This window comes from Pantoea cypripedii, from assembly GCF_002095535.1.
Lineage (GTDB): Bacteria > Pseudomonadota > Gammaproteobacteria > Enterobacterales > Enterobacteriaceae > Pantoea > Pantoea cypripedii.
Genome location: NZ_MLJI01000001.1, coordinates 4,101,930 through 4,121,873, shown reverse-complemented (window position 1 = coordinate 4,121,873; position 19,944 = coordinate 4,101,930). Strand labels below are relative to the sequence as shown.

18 protein-coding genes are annotated in these 19,944 nt (G+C 55.9%); 7 read left to right on the top strand and 11 right to left on the bottom strand.

Annotated elements, in window-relative coordinates; genetic code table 11:
- Positions 1–4: 4 nt before the first annotated feature.
- Positions 5–2,059 carry a 4-alpha-glucanotransferase gene (malQ, locus tag HA50_RS19330; protein ID WP_084877520.1) on the top strand — a complete coding sequence of 685 codons (2,055 nt, stop codon included), beginning with the start codon at positions 5–7 and terminating at the stop codon, positions 2,057–2,059.
- Positions 2,060–2,098: 39 nt separating this feature from the next.
- Here the strand turns inward: malQ and nfuA are convergent, their stop codons facing one another.
- On the bottom strand, positions 2,099–2,674 hold the full coding sequence (gene nfuA, locus HA50_RS19325) for a Fe-S biogenesis protein NfuA (protein WP_084877517.1): 576 nt from the start codon (positions 2,672–2,674) through the stop codon (positions 2,099–2,101).
- 58 nt (positions 2,675–2,732) lie between these two features.
- A complete protein-coding gene (gene gntX / locus HA50_RS19320; RefSeq protein ID WP_084877514.1) occupies positions 2,733–3,410 on the bottom strand; it encodes a DNA utilization protein GntX in 678 nt (225 codons plus the stop codon).
- 34 nt (positions 3,411–3,444) lie between these two features.
- Here gntX and bioH point away from each other — a divergent pair, with 34 nt between their 5' ends.
- Both bioH and HA50_RS19310 read left to right on the top strand, forming a co-directional pair.
- Positions 3,445–4,221 carry a pimeloyl-ACP methyl ester esterase BioH gene (gene bioH, locus HA50_RS19315; protein ID WP_084877511.1) on the top strand — a complete coding sequence of 259 codons (777 nt, stop codon included), beginning with the start codon at positions 3,445–3,447 and terminating at the stop codon, positions 4,219–4,221.
- 132 nt (positions 4,222–4,353) lie between these two features.
- A complete protein-coding gene (locus tag HA50_RS19310; protein ID WP_084877508.1) occupies positions 4,354–4,632 on the top strand; it encodes a YdgH/BhsA/McbA family protein in 279 nt (92 codons plus the stop codon).
- On the opposite strand, the gene HA50_RS19305 is transcribed toward HA50_RS19310, so the two are convergent.
- Positions 4,633–6,321, bottom strand: coding sequence for an alpha-amylase family glycosyl hydrolase (locus tag HA50_RS19305; RefSeq protein ID WP_084877505.1), 1,689 nt, complete (start codon positions 6,319–6,321; stop codon positions 4,633–4,635).
- 126 nt (positions 6,322–6,447) lie between these two features.
- Positions 6,448–8,778, bottom strand: a complete 2,331-nt coding sequence (locus HA50_RS19300) for a Tex family protein (protein ID WP_084878613.1) — start codon at positions 8,776–8,778, stop codon at positions 6,448–6,450.
- Positions 8,779–8,986: 208 nt separating this feature from the next.
- On the opposite strand from HA50_RS19300, the gene greB reads away from it, so the two are divergent.
- Entirely contained in the window at positions 8,987–9,490 is a 504-nt protein-coding gene (greB, locus tag HA50_RS19295) for a transcription elongation factor GreB (protein ID WP_084877502.1), read from the top strand.
- A gap of 99 nt (positions 9,491–9,589) precedes the next feature.
- Here greB and yjbE read toward each other — a convergent pair whose 3' ends face one another.
- On the bottom strand, positions 9,590–9,835 hold the full coding sequence (gene yjbE / locus HA50_RS19290; protein WP_084877500.1) for an exopolysaccharide production protein YjbE: 246 nt from the start codon (positions 9,833–9,835) through the stop codon (positions 9,590–9,592).
- Positions 9,836–10,347: 512 nt separating this feature from the next.
- Here yjbE and ompR point away from each other — a divergent pair.
- Both ompR and envZ read left to right on the top strand, forming a co-directional pair.
- Positions 10,348–11,067 (top strand): osmolarity response regulator transcription factor OmpR, encoded by a 720-nt coding sequence (gene ompR / locus HA50_RS19285; RefSeq protein ID WP_001157751.1) that lies wholly within the window; start codon positions 10,348–10,350, stop codon positions 11,065–11,067.
- On the top strand, positions 11,064–12,422 hold the full coding sequence (envZ, locus tag HA50_RS19280; protein ID WP_084877497.1) for a two-component system sensor histidine kinase EnvZ: 1,359 nt from the start codon (positions 11,064–11,066) through the stop codon (positions 12,420–12,422). Before ompR ends, envZ begins: the two co-directional genes overlap by 4 nt.
- A gap of 44 nt (positions 12,423–12,466) precedes the next feature.
- Here envZ and pckA read toward each other — a convergent pair whose 3' ends face one another.
- From pckA to HA50_RS19255, 5 genes are all read right to left on the bottom strand, one after another.
- Positions 12,467–14,086 carry a phosphoenolpyruvate carboxykinase (ATP) gene (pckA, locus tag HA50_RS19275; RefSeq protein ID WP_084877492.1) on the bottom strand — a complete coding sequence of 540 codons (1,620 nt, stop codon included), beginning with the start codon at positions 14,084–14,086 and terminating at the stop codon, positions 12,467–12,469.
- 222 nt (positions 14,087–14,308) lie between these two features.
- Positions 14,309–15,175, bottom strand: coding sequence for an Hsp33 family molecular chaperone HslO (gene hslO / locus HA50_RS19270; RefSeq protein WP_084877487.1), 867 nt, complete (start codon positions 15,173–15,175; stop codon positions 14,309–14,311).
- A 25-nt stretch (positions 15,176–15,200) separates the two neighbouring features.
- On the bottom strand, positions 15,201–15,602 hold the full coding sequence (gene hslR, locus HA50_RS19265) for a ribosome-associated heat shock protein Hsp15 (RefSeq protein WP_084877485.1): 402 nt from the start codon (positions 15,600–15,602) through the stop codon (positions 15,201–15,203).
- 13 nt (positions 15,603–15,615) lie between these two features.
- Positions 15,616–16,284: a GMP/IMP nucleotidase gene (gene yrfG, locus HA50_RS19260; protein ID WP_084877483.1), complete on the bottom strand. Its 669-nt coding sequence runs from the start codon at positions 16,282–16,284 to the stop codon at positions 15,616–15,618.
- A 52-nt stretch (positions 16,285–16,336) separates the two neighbouring features.
- Positions 16,337–18,478 carry an intracellular growth attenuator family protein gene (locus tag HA50_RS19255; protein ID WP_084877480.1) on the bottom strand — a complete coding sequence of 714 codons (2,142 nt, stop codon included), beginning with the start codon at positions 18,476–18,478 and terminating at the stop codon, positions 16,337–16,339.
- A 405-nt stretch (positions 18,479–18,883) separates the two neighbouring features.
- Here HA50_RS19255 and nudE point away from each other — a divergent pair, with 405 nt between their 5' ends.
- A complete protein-coding gene (nudE, locus tag HA50_RS19250) occupies positions 18,884–19,450 on the top strand; it encodes an ADP compounds hydrolase NudE (RefSeq protein WP_084877477.1) in 567 nt (188 codons plus the stop codon).
- Positions 19,451–19,526: 76 nt separating this feature from the next.
- Here nudE and HA50_RS19245 read toward each other — a convergent pair whose 3' ends face one another.
- A complete protein-coding gene (locus tag HA50_RS19245; RefSeq protein ID WP_084877474.1) occupies positions 19,527–19,883 on the bottom strand; it encodes a helix-turn-helix domain-containing transcriptional regulator in 357 nt (118 codons plus the stop codon).
- Between the last annotated feature and the right edge of the window lie 61 nt (positions 19,884–19,944).

The window sequence follows — 19,944 nt, the reverse complement described above, 5'->3', positions numbered from 1 at the left end:
AACCATGACGCTAAGCAAACTGGATCAGGCGGCACAAGACGCGGGTATCGCGCTACGTTTTATCAACGCCAAAGGCGAACCCGCCACCATCAGCGATGACACCAAACGCGCGTTGCTGGAAGTGATGGCGACCCCGGCGGGCAAAACGCCGCCGCTGCCACCGGTGCAGGTGTTTGCCGGGCGGGCCAAACGCCAGCTGCTGCCGCAGGGGAGTGGCGAATTCAGCTGGCAGCTGATATCCGAACAGGGAAAGCAGTGGCAGGGCAGCGTACGGGGCGGTGAGGTGCTAGCGCTGCCGCCGCGTCTGCCGCAGGGTTACCACCAGCTGACGCTGCGCAAAGGCCGCCAGCAATGGCTGACTCGTATCATCCTCGCACCCCGTCGTTGTTATTTGCCTGCACCGCTGGAGCAGGGAGAGAAACGCTGGGGGGCGCTGGTGCAGCTGTATACGCTGCGCTCCGACCATAACTGGGGAATTGGCGACTTTGGCGATCTGGAACGGATGCTGGAACAGGTGGCTGCGCAGGGCGGTGATTTCGTCGGCCTCAATCCTTTGCATGCGCTTTATCCGGCACAGCCGGAGATGGCCAGCCCCTACAGTCCCACCTCGCGTTACTGGCTGAATGTGCTGTATATCGATGTCGGCCAACTGGAGGATTTCCAGCGTAGCAGCACGGCACAACGCTGGTGGAAAAGTGCCAAAACCCGCCGGGCACTGGAGCAAGCCCGCGCCAGTGACTGGGTGGATTACCGCGCGGTAGCGGAGCTTAAAATCCATGCGCTGCGTCTCGCCTGGCAGACATTCCAACAGCATCCCGGTTCCGAATTTCAGCAGTTTATGGTGCAGGGTGGCGAGCACCTGCGTTATCAGGCGGCGTTTGACGGCATCCAGGCTGAACGCTGCGCAGAGGATCAACAGACGTGGGGCTGGACTGGCTGGCCGGAAGGCTGGCGCAACGCACAGCTACCGGAAGTACAGCAATGGTGCGCGCAGCATGAGGACGAGATTCAGTTCTGGAGCTGGTTGCAGTTTCTGGCACAGCAGCAGTTTGCCCGCTGCTGGCAACGGAGCCAGCAACTGGGTATGACGGTGGGCTTGTATCGCGATCTGGCAGTCGGTGTGGCGCAGGGCAGTGCGGAAACCTGGCAGGATCCGCAACTCTACAAACTGCGCGCGTCGGTCGGTGCACCACCGGACCGTCTTGGTCCGCTCGGGCAAAACTGGTCGCTGCCGCCGCTCGATCCTCATGTGATGCGCGCGCGCGGCTACCAGCCGTTTATTGATCTGTTGCGCGCGAATATGCGCGATTGTGGCGCGTTACGTATCGATCATGTGATGGGGCTGCTGCGTTTGTGGTGGATTCCTTATGGGGAAACGGCAGATAAAGGCGCGTACGTCGCCTATCCGGTGCAGGATCTGCTGGCGATCCTCGCGCTGGAGAGTCAGCGCCATCGCTGCATGGTGATCGGTGAAGATCTCGGGACGGTGCCCAAAGAGATTGTCAGCCTGCTGCGCAACAGCGGGATTTTTTCCTGGAAGGTGCTGTGGTTTGAGCAACATCACGATGAAAGCTACCGTCTGCCTGGCGAGTATCCGCGTCAATCCATTGCCAGCGCCAGCACCCATGACCTGCCCACGCTGACCGGGTTCTGGGAGGCAGGTGATTTGTTGCTGGGAAATAAACTCGGGCTGTATCCCGGTGCAAGCGTGCTGCAATCCCTGCAACAACAGCGGGCGAAGCAGAAGCAGGCGCTGCTGGATGCGTTACATCAGGCAGGCGCATTACCTGCGCGCAGCGCTAAACAGGCGACGAAACTTGCGATGTCACCCACGATCAATCTGGCGATTCACCGTTTTCTTGCGGTGACGGAGAGCGCGCTGCTGGGTTTGCAACCGGAAGACTGGCTGGGTATGGACTCACCGGTGAATGTGCCGGGTACGGTGGAACAATATCCCAACTGGCGACGAAAACTCAGCGTCACGCTGGAAACGATGTTTGCAGATGGGGAAGTGCAGCGGTTGCTGAAGGCAGTGAACGGCGGGCGTCGGGGGAAATAACACACGCGACAGCGTCGGGTCGCTGTCGCGCGCAAAGAATCAGTAGTAGGAGTGCTCGCCGCGCTGATGCTCGGTGAGATCGCGCACGCCTTTCAGTTCCGGGAAGGCTGCCAGCAGCTCTTTCTCGATACCGTCTTTCAGGGTGACGTCAATCATCGAACAACCGTTACAGCCGCCGCCAAATTGCAGAATGGCATAACCGTCATCGGTGATTTCCATCAGCGAAACGCGACCACCGTGGCCCGCCAGCTGTGGGTTAATCTGCGCCTGCAGCAGATACTCAACACGCTCGACCATCGGCGCATCGTCAGAGACTTTGCGCATCTTGGCGTTCGGCGCTTTCAGCGTCAGCTGGGAACCGAGGTTATCGGTGACAAAATCGATTTCCGCGTCTTCCAGGTAGGGAGCGCTCAGCTCGTCAACATAGGCTGACAGCTTTTCAAACTTCAGCTCGGTATCGGTCGCTTCCACGGCATCGGGTGGACAATAAGACACGCCGCACTCGGCGGTTGGCGTACCCGGATTGATAACGAATACGCGAATTTGGGTGCCATCTTCCTGTTTTGAGAGAAGTTTTGAGAAGTGCTCTTGCGCAGTATCAGTAATACGGATCATGGCGATTGCTCAATAGTTGACTAATTTAGTTGGTTATAATACGCCCAACGCCGACGCTCTACAAGGTACGGCACAGGCATCCAATCTGTACGCTGGCAGCGCCCGCTGCCTGCAACATGCGGCTGATTTCCGCCACTGTGCTGCCGGTGGTCACCACATCGTCGATAAGCAGGATATGGCGTCCGCGCAGCGGGATTTCAAGGCGAAATGCCCCACGCAGGTTCTTCCTGCGTGCCGAAGCGCTCAATACATGCTGTACCGCCGCTTTACGTACCCGGCGTACGCCATCCACATAATCGCAGCCCAGCCAGTGTGCCAAAGGTTGCGCCAGCAGCGCCGCCTGATTGTAGCCACGCTGCCAGTGACGGCGCGGGTGCAGGGGAACGCTGAGAATGATATCCGGGTAAGGCAACGCATAACGTCGCCGCATGGTTAACCACTTTAGCAAAAGCAGCCGCGCCAGCATCACCCTGAGTGCGGTAGCGCGGGAAAACTTCAGCTGCTGCACCCAGTGGCTGAGCGGGGGTTGATAGTCGCTGACGCAAATCAGGTACTGCCACGGTGGCGGACGTTGCAGGCAACGGCCACAGGGCTGATGGGCGCGCGCGGCTAAGCCACAACACGGACAAAGTTCCGGTAACGCAGGCAACAGGCGTAAACAGCTGCTGCACAGGCCATGTTGTGCCAGCCGCAGTGGCAGACGGCATAGCCAACACAGGGCAGGGATTGATAGCATAGCGACCTCCTTTTCACTTTCAGGATAGTAACCGATGAGTTCGCTCTACTGGCACACCACAGGCGCGGGAGATCGTGATCTTGTGCTGCTGCACGGCTGGGGATTGAATGCCGAAGTGTGGCAAAACATCATTCCGAGACTCAGCCCGCATTTTCGTTTGCATCTGGTCGATCTGCCGGGTTTTGGCCGCAGTCAGGGCTTTGGCGCATTGACGCTGCCCGACATGGCACAACAACTGGTGCCACATCTGCCCGAACGCAGCCTGCTGCTGGGCTGGTCGCTGGGAGGATTGGTCGCCAGCCAGCTGGCACTCACGCAGCCGGAACGCGTGAGCGGGTTGATTAGCGTCGCCTCCTCGCCCCGTTTTACCGCCAGTGATGAATGGCCGGGTATTAAACCGGAAACCCTGCATGGTTTTCAGCAGCAGTTAAGCAACGATTTCCAGCGCACCGTAGAACGTTTTCTGGCCTTGCAGACGCTGGGTACCGAAAGCGCCCGCCAGGATGCACGTCAGTTGAAAGAAATCGTCCTGTCGCAGCCGATGCCCTCCGTGGCGGTGCTGGAAGGGGGGCTGGAAATTCTGCGCCACGTTGATTTGCGTACTGCGCTGGATGGCCTCGCGCTACCGTTTATGCGCCTGTATGGTTATCTGGACGGTCTGGTGCCGCGCCGTATCGCGGCGGAGCTGGATGCCCGCTGGCCGCACTCACCCTCAGTAGTGATGGATAAAGCGGCCCATGCGCCGTTCATTTCCCATCCCGACGCATTTTGTCAGCATATTCTTAGCTTTAGCGACCGCCTGCCGCGCTAACTGGCAATTCTCCCGGAAAGGTCAATACTTTCCGGGTGAGCCGTATCGTTTGCCTCTGGAATTAAACTCTGGGAACCCGGTTCCTGATGCGCTCATATCCTGGAAAAGCCAATAATAAGTGAGGGTAATTTAATGAAAATCATCAAGACAGTTTTGGCGGCAGTGGTGATGGGGGCAGTATCGTTTTCAACTCTGGCGGCCATGGTGGCCAAAGAGGTGACTAAAGAACAAGTGAAGGAAATGCATCTGAAAAAAATTGGTACGGTGCACACCACAGATGAAACCACCTCGCCGATGGATGCTAAAGCCGTTCTGGCGAAGAAGGCGGGTGAAAAAGGCGGGAAATATTTTCTGGTGATTGCAGGACGTGAGCACGGCAAGTTTAGCGGCATCGCAGACGTCTACGAGTAATCAGCCACGTAACCACATAAATTGCCAGGCGGCCAGTGTGATCGGCTGGCCGCCATCAATCTTCTCACCGCTGATCAAATCGTGAAAATGTCGCGCCTGCGGCAATGTCGTTTCCACCTCTCGACTGCTGAGATTAAACACGCAAAGTAAACCTTCCTGGCTGTCAGGCCTATGACGGCGTAGCACCAGCAAGGCGTTATCGCTGTCGAACAGCGTCATCGGGTTATCCGGATGGAAGGCTGGCTGGCGTATGCGCAATTGAATCAGCGCGCTGAGGCGTTCAAACACCTGCTGACGCAGCGCATTGCCGCCACTCAGGAACTGCTCCATCTCACGTAAGCTGTACTTCTCACGATTAATGGCGCGGTTGTGTCCGGCTGCACGCACCCCTTCGTTGTCGTTACGCGAGCCGAGGATGCTTTGAATGTAGATCGCGGGCACCCCGGGAAAGACCAGCAGGATGGCATGGGCCAGCAGAAAACGGCGCAATCGCGTGTGGTCATCGTCATCCTGGAGATTTAACGCATCAAGATAGGTGACGTTGATTTCATACGGGCTGGTGGTGCCGTCCGGATTGTTTTTGTAGGACACCAGCGCGCCTTCCAGCGCCAGATCGCGCACCAGCGCCACAATCTCCACCTCAGATAAAATACCGCGTGCCGGATTAAGGCCAATGCCGTCATGCGAGGCGAGAAAGTTAAAAAAGGTGGTGTCATTGCTGCTGAGATCCAGCGAGCTGGCCCACTGGCGCAGCGCGCGCCCGGAGCCGGAATGAATGGCGTGCAACACCAGCGGCGGCAGCGAAAACTGGTACACCATCTGCGCCTCGTCGTGGCCATTGCCAAAATAGCCGATGTTGTCTTTATGCGGCACATTGGTTTCGGTGACGATGACCGTCCCCGGTGCGACCACATTGGCAATGGCGCGGAATAACTTCACCAGCTGGTGAGTTTTAGGCAAATGAATGCAGTTGGTCCCCGGCGTTTTCCACATGTAGCCCACCGCATCCAGCCGGACATAGTCGGCACCTTTCTTCAGGTAATCGAGCAACACGTTAACCATGCGGATCAGCACTTCCGGGTTGGCGAAGTTGAGATCGATTTGATCGGCGCTGAAGGTGGTCCAGATAAAACGCGTGGCACCATCGGCCATTGCGAACGGCGTCAGCAGTGGCGATGTGCGTGGACGCGTCACGGCGCTGAGATCGGTCGCGGGCGGCATACTGATAAAAAAGTCATCCCAGCCGGGGTCCTGCGCCAGAAAGTGACGAAACCAGGCGCTGTGTGCGGACATATGGTTACAGACGAAATCGAACATCAGCCGGGTATGGGTATGCAGTGCGGCCACATCCTGCCAGTCGCCACAAATCGGGTTGACCTGGTGATAGTCGATGACCGAAAAACCATCGTCCGAGGAGTAAGGGAAAAACGGCAGCAGGTGGACCAGCGAAAAGGTGCCTTGCAGATGTTGCTGGTAAAAGCGGGAGAAGGTGGCAAGCGTGGGCACTTCCGGCTCACGAAACTGATCGGCATAGGTGATCAGCACTACATCTTTTTCATCCCAGTGCGGTTTACGCGGGATTTTGACGGTATCACGTGCGGCGCGAATATGGGAAAGCAGACGCTCACGGGCCGCCACGGGGAAGGTGCCTGCATAAATCTCATCAAGTAAGGCGTTGATAATATCCATCAGATCGCTGTGCCACGCGGAAGGTCATTTTTTCACACGGATTTTTTCAGCGTAGCTGGATGAGGAGATTTATCAACCTGATGTGCGCGGTGACCAGGCAGCCACCGCGCATTTCAGGGCAGGTTGTTAGCGTTTCTTACCGAAGGCAGCGGCCAGCGCATCACCCATCGCGCTGTTACCGGCAGGCTGGCTGGCAGGTTTTGCCCGGCCTTTGTTCGCCTGTGCCGGGCGCGCCGACTCTTTACCCGCACTGCGGTTGCCACCGCCGCGCACGTTGCTCTCACCCGGTTGCTCGTCCAGACGCATGGTGAGTGCGATGCGCTTACGTTGCAAATCGACTTCCATCACTTTGACTTTGACGATATCCCCGGCTTTCACCACCTGATGCGGGTCTTCGACAAACTTATCCGACAGCGATGAAATGTGAACCAGGCCATCCTGATGCACGCCGATATCGACAAAAGCACCGAAGTTGGTCACGTTGGTGACCGCCCCTTCCAGAATCATCCCTGGCAGCAGATCGTTGAGCGTTTCCACGCCCTCGGCAAACTGGGCGGTTTTGAACTCAGGACGCGGGTCACGACCCGGTTTTTCCAGTTCTTTGATGATGTCGGTGACGGTGGGCAGACCAAAACGCTCATCGGTGAAATCACGCGCGCTGAGGTTACGCAGGCTGCCAGGATTACCCATCAACTCATTCAGCGCCTGCTCGGTGGCGGCCAGAATGCGCTCAACCACCGGGTAGGCTTCCGGGTGTACGGTGGAGGCATCCAGCGGGTTGTCGCCGTGGTTGATGCGCAGGAAGCCCGCACACTGTTCAAAGGCTTTGGGGCCAAGACGGCTGACTTTCAGCAGCTGCTGACGGTTCTGGAAACGGCCATTTTCGTCGCGCCAGCTGACAATGTTCTGCGCCATCATGCGGGTCAGGCCCGCAACGCGCGTCAGCAGTGCCACCGAGGCGGTGTTGAGATCAACGCCCACGGCGTTCACGCAATCCTCCACCACCGCATCCAGTTTCTTCGCCAATTGGCTCTGGCTGACGTCGTGCTGGTACTGGCCGACCCCGATGGATTTCGGATCAATCTTCACCAGTTCGGCGAGCGGGTCCTGTAAACGGCGGGCAATCGACACCGCGCCACGCAGCGACACATCCAGATCCGGGAACTCCAGCGCAGCCAGCTCCGAAGCGGAATAAACCGATGCCCCGGCTTCACTGACAATCACTTTCTGCGCTTTGATTTGCGGATACTGCTTCTGCACATCAAGGAAAAAACGTTCGGTTTCGCGCGATGCGGTGCCATTACCAATCGCCACCAGTTCAACCTGATGTTTGGCGCAAAGCGCAGCGACTGCGGTGGCCGCTTTGGCCGTCTGGCCGGTGTGCGGGTAAATGGTGTCGGTTGCCACCAGTTTGCCGGTGGCATCGACCACCGCCACTTTCACGCCGGTACGCAGGCCGGGATCGAGACCCATGGTGGAACGCATGCCCGCAGGTGCGGCCATCAGCAGGTCATGCAGGTTACGGGCAAACACGTTGATAGCTTCATCTTCCGCGCGCTCACGCACCGTACCCATCAGCTCGGTTTCCAGATGCAGCAGCACCTTGATGCGCCATGTCCAGCTCACCACTGCTTTACGCCAGCTGTCTGCCGGGGCGTTGTTCAGACGCAGATTCAGGTGGCTGGCGATCAGCGTTTCGCCGTGACTTTCGCGCGGGGCTTCTTCGAATTGCGGATCGGCATTCAGCGACAGTTGCAGCACGCCTTCGTTGCGGCCACGGAACATCGCCAGCGCACGGTGTGAAGGCACGGTGCTGAGTGCTTCGTGATGATCGAAGTAGTCGCGGAATTTCGCGCCTTCGTCCTCTTTACCTTCGACGACGCGGGAAACCAGGTGGGCATTTTTCCACAGGTAGTCACGCACTTTGGCCAGCAGGGTGGCGTCTTCAGCAAAGCGTTCCATCAGGATATAACGTGCGCCATCCAGCGCGGCACGGACATCGGCGACGCCTTTATCGGCATCAACATAGCCCGCAGCCAGCTGCTCAGGGTCGTGCGACGGATCCTGCCAGAGCGTGTCGGCCAGTGGTTCCAGACCGGCTTCAATGGCAATCTGACCACGGGTGCGGCGCTTCGGTTTATACGGCAGGTAGAGGTCTTCCAGCTCAGTTTTACTGAGGGTGCCATTAATGGCGCTGGCGAGGTCGGCGGTGAGTTTGCCCTGTTCGTCGATGGATTTCAGAATCGACTGGCGGCGCTCCTCCAGCTCACGCAGATAGCCGAGGCGGCTCTCCAGCTGGCGCAGCTGGGTATCGTCCAGCCCGCCGGTGACTTCCTTACGGTAGCGTGCGATAAACGGCACGGTATTCCCTTCGTCAAGCAGGCGGATGGCGGCGTCAACCTGTTCGTCACGCGCCTTCAGCTCACTTGCGATAATCTGGCTCAGCGAATCTTTCATCATCAGTTACTGTCTTGCTTACACGGGGTTAAGAAACAGGGGACAGTTATACGGGCTGAGGGTGAAAATTGCCAGACGGTGGCAGGTGAATCCGTCATTTTCTGAATGCGTTTCGCACATTGCCGCCCCGATCTTGCTGATGTCCGCCTGGTCGCCTATTGTTAGCCTCCACTATGCTAAATAAGACCTGCTACGACGAGTTGACGCGATGAAAACCCAACTGATTACCCGCGAGGGCTATAACAAATTGCGTGCTGAGCACGATCATTTGTGGAATGAAAAGCGTCCGGAAATCACCAAAATTGTCTCCTGGGCCGCCAGCCTGGGCGATCGTTCGGAAAATGCCGATTACACCTACAACAAACGCCTGCTGCGACAAATCGACCGCCGCGTGCGTTATTTGCGTAAATGCCTGGCGGAGCTGAAGATCGTTGATTATGCACCGCAGCAGGAAGGGAAAGTTTTCTTTGGCGCCTGGGTTGAGGTGGAGAACGAACAGGGCGATGTGAAACGGTTTCGCATTGTCGGCCCGGATGAGATCTACGGCGACGTAAAAGATTACATCTCGATTGATTCGCCGATGGCGCGTGCGCTGATCAAAAAGGAAGTGGATGACGAAGTGGCGGTGACGACGCCGGAAGGGCAGAAGCTTTGGCTGGTGAACCGCATTGAATACGTAAAAGACGCAGAAGAAAAAAGGGGCGGAGAATAAGAGCTTTTGTAAGAAAGCCGGGGGTAAAAATTATTCTCCGCTGGCGAAAGGGCTGGTAAAACACCTAAGGCGCCGCGTTCCTGCCGCGCCTGTAATCCGTTATTTAGCAGGATGCGTCATGGTCGTGGTTGAGGTGGATGTCGAGGTGCCGTTACCGTTGCCCCCTGCGGTCGCTAACGCCACACCCAGCAATGCTGCCACAGCGCCGATACCGGCGGCTTCCGATGTGCCTTTCGCGTTTGAGGATGCCTGAGCGCCAGCGGCGTCTCCCATGGTGGCAGCCGCATGAACCTGGGTGCTGCTGGTCAGCACCAGTACGCTCAGCAGAAACAGACTTTTTTTCATTTTCTTTCTCTCCACATGAACTCAATTTCAACAGGTACGGAAGCAGTGTCTGAGATCATGTCGGGAGAAGGAAGTGGCTGTTAATGATTGATTTTTATTGCTTTATTTAATTGTGGTCTTAATTTCGTCAGGACCAGAGATTCATCCGAGAGAAGAAGCACAGCGTAATAAAAAAACACCACATTTTATGCTTCCGGTAGAGGTTCGATGGGATATTCTGAGAAGCAATGGTCAGAAAAATGGCAAACCATGCCTTCCGCGACAGGCCAGGGTCAGCAGAACCAGTGACAAAAAGAAAAGGGTGTGATTTTTCGGAGATCCCTCAAACATATTGATCGAACGAGCAAAAAGCGAGAAATGCGCCACAATTAAGCGGTGAAATTAAAGATAAGCTGCTGTTTAATATGCTTTGTAACAATTTCGGCTAGAATATAAACCATTAATGACTGTCACTGTAAGGCATCTTTTTTTAACAATATTGGCTCAGGCAATGGCGCCTTTGGGAGTTGAACATGCAAGAGAACTACAAAATTCTGGTCGTCGATGATGATATGCGTTTGCGCGCGTTGCTCGAACGCTATCTCACCGAACAGGGCTTTCAGGTGCGCAGCGTTGCCAACGCCGAGCAAATGGATCGTCTGTTAACCCGCGAATCTTTCCACCTGATGGTGCTCGACCTGATGTTGCCGGGCGAAGATGGTCTGTCGATTTGCCGCCGTCTGCGCAGCCAAAGCAATCCAATGCCGATCATTATGGTTACCGCCAAAGGTGAAGAAGTGGACCGTATTGTCGGGCTGGAAATTGGTGCCGACGACTACATTCCGAAGCCTTTCAACCCGCGTGAATTGCTGGCGCGTATCCGTGCTGTGCTGCGCCGTCAGGCGAATGAGCTGCCGGGTGCACCTTCGCAGGAAGAGGCGGTTATTGCCTTTGGTAAATTCAAGCTGAACCTGGGTACGCGTGAAATGTTCCGTGAAGATGAGCCTATGCCGCTCACCAGCGGTGAATTTGCCGTGCTGAAAGCGCTGGTCAGCCACCCGCGTGAACCGCTGTCGCGCGATAAGCTGATGAACCTGGCGCGTGGTCGTGAATACAGTGCGATGGAACGTTCCATCGATGTGCAGATTTCCCGCCTGCGTCGCATGGTGGAAGAAGATCCGGCACATCCGCGCTACATTCAGACCGTGTGGGGTCTTGGCTACGTATTCGTTCCGGACGGCAGTAAAGCATGAGGCGATTGCGCTTCTCACCTCGCAGTTCGTTTGCCCGCACCCTGTTATTGATCGTTACCTTGCTGTTCGTCAGCCTGGTAACGACCTATCTGGTGGTGCTGAATTTCGCCATTCTTCCCAGCCTGCAGCAGTTCAACAAAGTCCTCGCTTATGAAGTCCGTATGCTGATGACCGACCGCCTGCAACTGGAGGATGGCACGCAGCTGGAAGTCCCACCGGCCTTCCGGCGTGAAATCTATCGTGAACTGGGGATCTCGCTGTATACCAATGCCGCAGCGGAAGAGAGTGGGTTGCGCTGGGCGCAACACTACGAGTTCCTGAGCGAGCAGATGGCGCAGCAGCTTGGCGGGCCAACCGATGTGCGGGTAGAAGTGAATAAAAACTCTCCCGTAGTGTGGCTGAAAACCTGGCTGTCACCCGATATCTGGGTGCGCGTGCCGCTGACCGAAATCCATCAGGGAGATTTCTCGCCGCTGTTCCGCTACACGCTGGCGATTATGCTGCTGGCGATAGGCGGTGCCTGGCTGTTTATCCGTATTCAGAACCGACCTTTGGTTGATCTTGAACATGCTGCCTTGCAGGTGGGGAAAGGCATTATTCCGCCGCCGCTGCGTGAATATGGCGCATCGGAAGTACGTTCGGTGACGCGCGCCTTTAACCAGATGGCGGCTGGCGTGAAGCAACTGGCGGATGACCGTACCCTGCTGATGGCGGGTGTCAGCCATGATCTGCGCACCCCGCTGACGCGTATTCGCCTCGCCACCGAGATGATGAGCGAGGAGGACGGCTATCTGGCTGAGTCGATTAACAAAGATATCGAAGAGTGCAACGCGATTATCGAACAGTTCATCGACTATCTGCGTACCGGTCAGGAGATGCAGACTGAACGTGCCGATCTGAATAGCGTGCTGGGTGAAGTCGTCGCAGCTGAGAGTGGCTACGAGCGCGAGATTGAGAATGCGGTGATGCCGGAGGAGTTGATGCTGGACATCAACCCGCTGTCGATTAAGCGTGCCGTGGCGAATCTGGTAGTCAATGCCGCGCGTTATGGCAACGGCTGGATTAAGGTCAGCAGTGGGCAGGAGCTGAATCGCGCCTGGTTCCAGGTGGAGGATGACGGTCCGGGGATTAAACCGGAACAGTTACAGCATCTGTTCCAGCCTTTTGTGCGTGGTGATAGTGCGCGGAGTACCAGTGGTACCGGGCTGGGTCTGGCGATTGTGCAGCGTATTATCGATGCGCACGCAGGGTCGCTGGAAATTGGCGTCAGTGAACACGGTGGCCTGCGTATTCGCGCCTGGCTGCCGGTGCCGGAAACCGGTACGGCGCTGGTCAGCAGCAACCATAACGCCTGACAGGCATATCCCGTAGCGGCGCGATAAAAATCGCGCCGCTGTTGTCAGATTTGCGGCCCGGCTTTTACCAACGCGGCCCCAGCGGCGTTGTCGGTGTATTTCTCAAAGTTATTAATAAAACGCTGCGCCAGGTCCTGTGCGGCCTCCTGCCATGCCGCAGGGCTGGACCAGCTGGCGCGTGGATCGAGCATTGCGTCACTCACCTGTGCCAGCCGGGTAGGAATTTGCAGGTTAAATACCGGCAGCGTTTGCGTCTCCACATCATCCAGCTCCCCCGCCAGAATGGCGTTGATAATCGCGCGGGTGTCTTTCAGCGAAATGCGTTTGCCGCTACCGTTCCAGCCGGTATTCACCAGGTAAGCCTGCGCGCCTGCCGCTTCCATGCGTTTAACCAGTACATCCGCGTACTGCGTGGGATGCAGGGTCAGAAACGCGGCACCAAAACAGGCTGAGAAAGTAGGCGTGGGCTGAGTCACGCCGCGCTCCGTACCGGCCAGTTTGGCGGTAAAGCCAGACAGGAAATGATATTGCGTCTGCTCTGGCGTTAAGCGGGCCACCGGTGGCAACACGCCGAAGGCATCGGCAGTGAGGAAAATAACGCGCTGCGCATGGCCCGCTTTGGACACCGGCCGCACGATGTTTTCGATGTGCTCAATCGGGTAGGAGACACGGGTGTTTTCGGTTTTGCTGCCATCGGCATAATCGACGCTACCATCAGCATTCACCACCACGTTCTCCAGCAGTGCATCGCGGCGAATCGCGTTATAGATCTCCGGTTCAGCCTGCGCTGAGAGATTAATGGTTTTGGCATAGCAGCCACCTTCAAAATTGAAGACCCCATCATCGTCCCAGCCGTGCTCATCATCACCAATCAACTGGCGATCGGGATCGGTCGATAGTGTGGTTTTGCCGGTGCCGGAGAGACCAAAGAACACCGCGACATCGCCTGCTTTACCGACGTTGGCCGAGCAGTGCATCGACGCGATACCCTTCAGCGGCAGCAGATAATTCATGATGGCAAACAGGCCCTTCTTCATCTCGCCGCCGTACCAGGTGCCGCCAATCAGTTGCATGCGTTCTGTCAGGTTAAAAGCAACGAAGTTCTCTGAATGCAATCCCTGCGCCTGCCAGTTGGGATTGGTACAACGCGCTGCGTTCATCACCACGAAATCCGGGGTGAACTGCGCCAGTTCTTCCTCGCTCGGACGGATGAACATGTTTGTGACGAAGTGTGCCTGCCAGGCCACTTCCATCACGAAGCGCACGCTGAGGCGTGTATCCGGGTTGGCACCGCAGAACGCATCCACCACAAACAGGCGTTTACCGGATAACTGCTGGGTGACGCACTGCTTCAGCGCCTGCCAGGTTTCGGCTGTCAGAGGCTGGTTATCATTCTTGCCTTCCCCCACGTCATTCCACCACAGGGTGTCGCGTGTGGTGTCATCGCGCACGATGTATTTATCTTTCGGTGAGCGGCCGGTGAAAATGCCGGTATCGACAGCGATAGCCCCGCTTTGTGTCAGGATGCCTCGCGCAAAGCCTTCCAGCTCAGGGCGAGTTTCTTCCTGAAACAGGGTGTCGAAATCCGGGTTATACACCACTTCCGTGGTGTCGTTGATGCCTAAAGTGGCGAGATCTTGCGATGTCAGGCCGTTAACGCGCATGTGAATGCTCCTTTAATCGGTGTCTGTTTTTATTATGAATTATGAGGGGGATGATCGCGCGCAGTGTACTCCACCTGGCAGGCGGTAAAAGGATTGTTAGTCAGAAATGCGACTCAGAGCGCATTGGCAGGTAAATCAAATAGTTATAAAACTAATGTCAGAGAAAAGAAGGTAATTTCGGCGAGAGTGAAGAGGGGGCGGCACAGTGGCCGCCCGACAGCATCAGTGCAGCTGATCGCTGCTACCGGTTGGGGTATTACGAATCGCCGCGATATCGACGGCATCGTAAACATAATGCGCGCCGCAATAATCGCAGTGCATGTCGATTTCACCATCCTCTTCGAGGATCTCATCAACTTCTTCCACCGGCAGTGTTTTCAGCACTTCACCACAGCGTTCGCGCGAACAGGTACATTTGAAGCTTACCGGCGTGGGATCGTATACCGTGGCTTCTTCCTGATGATACAAACGCCACAAGACATCGGTGGCAGGCAGCTCGATCAACTCTTCAGCTTTGACGGTTTCAGTCAGTGTCGCCAGATGATTGAAATCGTCGAGGTTTGGCTCCTGAGCAGGCAGCACCTGCAACAGAATCCCGGCAGCACCCTTTTCATTGGTGCGAATGAACAGGCGGGTTGGCAACTGCTCAGAACGCATAAAGTAATCTTCCAGGCATCCCGCCAGCGTGTCTGCTTCCAGACCGACCACACCCTGATAGCGCTCGCCCTTTTCCGGGGAAATAGTGATCACCAGATAACCGTTCCCGACCATCTGCTTCAGGCTGCTGCCTGGCGCGATCTCTTCTTTTACTCGCGCGACACCACGCAGCTCCTGACGGTTATTCCCGTTGATCACCGCCAGCGACAGCGGGCCATCGCCCTGCAACTGCACGGTGATGTCACCATCAAACTTCAGCGTGGCGGTCAGCAGGCTGGTGGCAACCAGTAACTCACCCAGCAGGTTTTTTACCGGCTCAGCGTAGTCGTGGTTTTCCACGATCTCGCTCCAGGTTTTTGAAACATTCACCAGCTCGCCGCGCACGGCCGCATTTTCAAACAGGTAACGGTGCAGTTGATCTTGAACAGACATAGATTTTCTCTCGTTGGGGTGCGAGTTATTCCTCGCCCGACAATTTAAATTTCATCAGATCGCGGCGCTCCTTCTTATCAGGGCGGCGATCGGGGTGCGGCATACTCAGGGCGTTCATTTTGCGCGCCAGTGCCAGCTTTTCCCGTTTCTCAATGCTGGCGGCGGTTTCAGCGTACAGCGCCTGGGCCTCGGTGGCCGGGCGACGCTGATCGCTGATGGCAGTGATGATCACCGTGCGTTCATCATTGCCCTGACGCAGCGTCAACTCCGCTTCCAGCTCCACCAGTTTGCTCGGCTTGCTGCGCTGGTGGTTGTAATGCACTTTGCCGCCTTCAACCATTTCGCGTGCGATGGCGCGAGTTTTATAGAAGCGCGCCGCCCACAGCCATTTGTCGAGGCGCACGCCTGCGCTGTCTTTCTCTTTCATTGCGGCTCCTGATTCAACTCAGTGTCACCAGCAACTCACGGTAATCCCGTACTGCCGGATGGCGACTGAAGGATTGGTCCGGGCGACCGGAATCCGGATTGCTGACGCCTAAGCACCAGCGAATACCCCAGCGCGTCGCAGCATCAAGAATCGGTTCACTGTCGTCAATGAACAGTGTGCGCGCGTTGTTGAAACCGGTTTGCTGCTGTACCGCCTGCCAGAGACGCTGGTCTTCTTTCGGATACCCAAAGGTATGGGTGGAAAGTAATAAATCAAGGTGGGCAGACAATCCGGTCTGCGCCAGTTTGACGTCCAGATTGTAAGGATGAGCATTGGTCAGCAGAATGGTGCGTTTACCTGCCGCTCGCAGCGCCTGCAAAAACGGTAGCGTATCCTCGCGCATGGCAGCGCGTTCACGCTGAGCGAAGGTCATGGCACGAATATCTAACGCCAGCTCTTGCGACCAGTAATCCAGACAGTACCAGTTTAGCGTATGCGCCACGGCATGATACTTTTCCCGAATCAATTGATGGGCTTCGTTCAGCGTGATGGCTCGTTCACGACTCAGGGTTTCTGGTACATGTTCCAGCCAGAAATGGCGATCAAAGGCGAGATCGAGCAGGGTGCCGTCCATGTCCAGCAGCACGGTGTCGATCCCGGTCCAGTTAAGCGTAGCCTGCATGTTATTTCCCGCCCTGAAAACAGGGCGACAGGGTAGCACAGAAGGAAAAGGCTCAGAACAGTGAGCGCACGCTCTGCATAGTGCTGAGATTGTGATTAAAACATTTGTCGTAATACTGCTGAATCTCGGCCATACGGCGGCGGTTGCGATGCACGCGGCGTAACGCCAACAGGCCGTTAATCAATGCGCAGGCAATCAACACCACCATCAGTAACGCGGTGCCGAGATAGCGCCACTGCGCCATGGCATCGGGTTCATTATGTAGCGCGATATGGCGGGTACCGTTGGCATCAGTGGTGATGCTGGTAATGATGCCGCTGGCAGAGAAGGGCGTGTGCAGCAGCATCGCGGACATGCGTTGCAGTTCGCGCCACTGCGATGGCGCATCCAGGTCAAACAGCGGCACGGCTGGTTGCGGTTGGTTCACCAGCTGACGACCTTCATCGCTGATAATCAGAAAACCACCCGGCGGCGGGCTGTTGAGATTTTCCGCTGCCCGGCGGGTTTCGCGTGAGAAGAAGGTAGAAGTCGCGGTATTGACCAGATTTTCCAGTGCCTCGGCGCTTACCGGGCGCAGCAGCACGTTCATTCCGTTAAGACGCCCGGAATCCGCGCGATGGATTAACGTGTCCCAGTCTTTGGCATTTCCGAGGTTAACCAGCGCGTTTTTCAGTCGCACACAATCCTGCTGCTGGCTGCACAAATCCTGGGTTTTCAGCACCAAATCGGAGAAGTCATCCAGCAAAATCATGCCCGACTTCTGAATCGCAGAAGCGAGTTGCGGGTTGAGTTTAGGGTCGGTGTTGGTTTCGGGGTGCAGCTGGCGCGTCGTGGTGTCGAGCAGCGCGGCGGCTTTATCGATAATATCGGATTGTGGCTGCGGCAGCGGCGTGGCGTTATTCCAGTAGATGGCTGAGCAATCGAACGGCATAAAATTGTAGCTGCGATTGCTCTGGTAGTTACCCGGCACGGAACACATGCCGGTGCCGCTGACCTTCAGGCTATCGCCAATATGCAACGGCATCGCATTCAGCTTATCAACGTTATTCACTTCCAGGCTTTCGGTGCCTTTCACCCAGGCGAGACTGAGCTTGATCGGCATGCTGAGCGGAATCCAGCTGACCAGCATGATCAGCACCAGCAGCGAACCACAGGCCAGCACCAGATTTTTGCGCCAGCGCTGTACCGGGAAGTTACGTACTTCATCCTGCAATGACAGGAAACGCCCCTGACGTACCACCTGGCGATTCAGGTAAATCTCGACATCGGTCACCTGGCCCAGATCGTGCGCTACGTAGGGCTGCCAGTGGGGCGGATACACTAAATCGATAATCCCGAGGGAGATGTTGCTTTGCTCCTGATTTGACTCACCAAACAGGCCCCAGCGTTTTGGTGCGCCGCGCAGGCAATGCACGTCACGTAAATCTTTTTCACCGGGGCAGCGGTAGAGAAACCACAGACTGACGGCGATCATCGCGCCACCCAGCAGGGCGATCCACACCATCATGCTGCCAGGCAGCACCAGACTCAGGAAGAACAGCAGGAAAGCAAAACAGATAGTGGCCGCTTCGCGGGTGCCATCGGTGCGCGACAGCGCATATTCTTCTGGCGTCTCTTTACGCACCTGCAACAGCTCGACATTTTCACTCTCTTCCTTGCGGATTGAGGCATTGGTCGACATCGAGCGTACCAGTGGCGGCAGCGCGGGCTGTTCAACGGCGTAGTCCACCAGTGAATGACCATTCAGCGAGATCACCAGCGGCAGGGTTTGGGTGCGAATCAGTTCAACGTAATTTTCATCGGCGATGTACTGTTCCCACAGTGGCGGCAGATGCACTTCGACCGCATCCAGATAGTAACGCCATTTCTGCGGGGCATCGGTCGATAAACCATAACGGGTTATAGCACGGGTGACAGGATAGACATTGTTGCTTTGCGCCGTCAGCGTTAATCCTTCGGGTTCCCGCTGTTTCTTGCTGGCGCGCATATCCGGCTGCTGAGGTTGTTTCGCCAGCGAGGCAATGTACTTTTCTACGGCGGCGCGTTCTTCGTCGGTAAGTTTACGGCAGGGTGGATTAATGAACGGCAGAGGTTTCGCCAACGGCGGACGATGCCGCATAGCGTACCAATAACCTATGCCTGCCAGCATTGAGCAAGCCATCACGATGGCCAGAATAATGATAATTGTGCTCATGCTATGCTCAGTTCAGCCAAAAAACTGCCTTCACGTTAACGATCTGCTCCCGGTGAATGATCAATACAGGTCAATTTTGGCGAGCTGATGTCATTCTGACAAGTGAAATGTCAGATAAAATAACGCGCAAAATCATTAAATTAGAAATTATTAGATTATTCCTTATCGGAATATTATCGGGACCCCACTCAATTAAAAATCGGTATTTTCTGAATTTACCTTCTCCCGGTTGACTTATTGTGAGAATTTTAAACCAGAAATAACAATATGTTGTTAGTACCGGTTAGTAAATATATGACATCTTAGTTTACCTGTGCTGTTTGTCGCACATTTATTCGGGCTTCGGTATGCTGTGCCGATGCTGGCATTATCGCATCACAAGGTCGTGCAAAGTTTGAGGTTGATATGAAAACTCCACAGAAAAAACCTGACATCCTCAACGTGGCAGCGGTGGCCCGCTCCCGATTGTTTACCATTGAAGCTGTCGATCTCGCTTTCAGTAATGGCGCCCGGCGGGTTTACGAGCGCATGAAACCTTCCGATCGGGAAGCGGTGATGATTGTCCCCATCCTCGGTGACGATGTGATTCTGATTCAGGAATATGCCGTCGGGCTGGAAAGTTACGAGCTGGGTTTCCCAAAAGGACTCATCGATCCGGGTGAAAGCGCGTTTGAAGCGGCCGATCGTGAGCTAAAAGAAGAGGTTGGTTTCGGTGCAACCAAACTGGAAACGTTGGGCAAACTGACCATGGCTCCCTCTTATTTCTCCAGCAAGATGAACATTGTGGTGGCGGAAGGGCTGTACGAGGAAAAGCTGGAGGGGGATGAACCAGAACCACTGATTGTCCGCCGCTGGCCACTCAATAACCTGCTGGCTTTGCTGGAGGAACCTGATTTCCGTGAGGCCCGCAACGTGAGCGCATTGTTTTTGGTGCGCGAATGGCTGGTGAAACAGGGGCGGCTGAGTTACTGAGGCATCACGCATCAGGTTGTCGCGGCGCGATTGAATAAAAGAGTCGGCGAATTACCGACCCCAGACAGCCTACTGTTTAAGCGTGGTACGGAGCTAAGCGCACACCGGCTGCGCGAGTAATCTCAGTCAGCGTTTTGATAGTCGGATTGCCGTCAGCAGATAGCGCCCGATAGATATTTTGATGGGCCAGACCCGAGCGTTTAGATATTTCACCAACGCCGCCCCGGGCCTCAATAACACGCCGCAGAGCGGTGAGAAATGCAGGCACACCGCCGTCTTCGTAGATGTCTTCTAACGCAGTTTGTAAGTAGATCTCTGCGTATGCAGGATCGGCACGAAGTTCTTCTATTAGTTGAGTATCGCGATCTACGGCAGAGGGAAAATTCTGAGCGACATCCATTGAGGTAGCCTGAGTTTTTTTAGTCACTGTCATCTCTTAAATCTCGCTTTGAAGTCTTGTAAGTAACTGACTGCTTTATTTAAATCACTATCCT

Coding starts and splice junctions, on each gene's coding strand:
- malQ (WP_084877520.1), top strand. CDS start 5: ATGACGCTAAGCAAACTGGATCAGGCGGCACAAGACGCGGGTATCGCG.
- nfuA (WP_084877517.1), bottom strand. CDS start 2,674: ATGATCCGTATTACTGATACTGCGCAAGAGCACTTCTCAAAACTTCTC.
- gntX (WP_084877514.1), bottom strand. CDS start 3,410: ATGCTATCAATCCCTGCCCTGTGTTGGCTATGCCGTCTGCCACTGCGG.
- bioH (WP_084877511.1), top strand. CDS start 3,445: ATGAGTTCGCTCTACTGGCACACCACAGGCGCGGGAGATCGTGATCTT.
- HA50_RS19310 (WP_084877508.1), top strand. CDS start 4,354: ATGAAAATCATCAAGACAGTTTTGGCGGCAGTGGTGATGGGGGCAGTA.
- HA50_RS19305 (WP_084877505.1), bottom strand. CDS start 6,321: ATGGATATTATCAACGCCTTACTTGATGAGATTTATGCAGGCACCTTC.
- HA50_RS19300 (WP_084878613.1), bottom strand. CDS start 8,778: ATGAAAGATTCGCTGAGCCAGATTATCGCAAGTGAGCTGAAGGCGCGT.
- greB (WP_084877502.1), top strand. CDS start 8,987: ATGAAAACCCAACTGATTACCCGCGAGGGCTATAACAAATTGCGTGCT.
- yjbE (WP_084877500.1), bottom strand. CDS start 9,835: ATGAAAAAAAGTCTGTTTCTGCTGAGCGTACTGGTGCTGACCAGCAGC.
- ompR (WP_001157751.1), top strand. CDS start 10,348: ATGCAAGAGAACTACAAAATTCTGGTCGTCGATGATGATATGCGTTTG.
- envZ (WP_084877497.1), top strand. CDS start 11,064: ATGAGGCGATTGCGCTTCTCACCTCGCAGTTCGTTTGCCCGCACCCTG.
- pckA (WP_084877492.1), bottom strand. CDS start 14,086: ATGCGCGTTAACGGCCTGACATCGCAAGATCTCGCCACTTTAGGCATC.
- hslO (WP_084877487.1), bottom strand. CDS start 15,175: ATGTCTGTTCAAGATCAACTGCACCGTTACCTGTTTGAAAATGCGGCC.
- hslR (WP_084877485.1), bottom strand. CDS start 15,602: ATGAAAGAGAAAGACAGCGCAGGCGTGCGCCTCGACAAATGGCTGTGG.
- yrfG (WP_084877483.1), bottom strand. CDS start 16,284: ATGCAGGCTACGCTTAACTGGACCGGGATCGACACCGTGCTGCTGGAC.
- HA50_RS19255 (WP_084877480.1), bottom strand. CDS start 18,478: ATGAGCACAATTATCATTATTCTGGCCATCGTGATGGCTTGCTCAATG.
- nudE (WP_084877477.1), top strand. CDS start 18,884: ATGAAAACTCCACAGAAAAAACCTGACATCCTCAACGTGGCAGCGGTG.
- HA50_RS19245 (WP_084877474.1), bottom strand. CDS start 19,883: ATGACAGTGACTAAAAAAACTCAGGCTACCTCAATGGATGTCGCTCAG.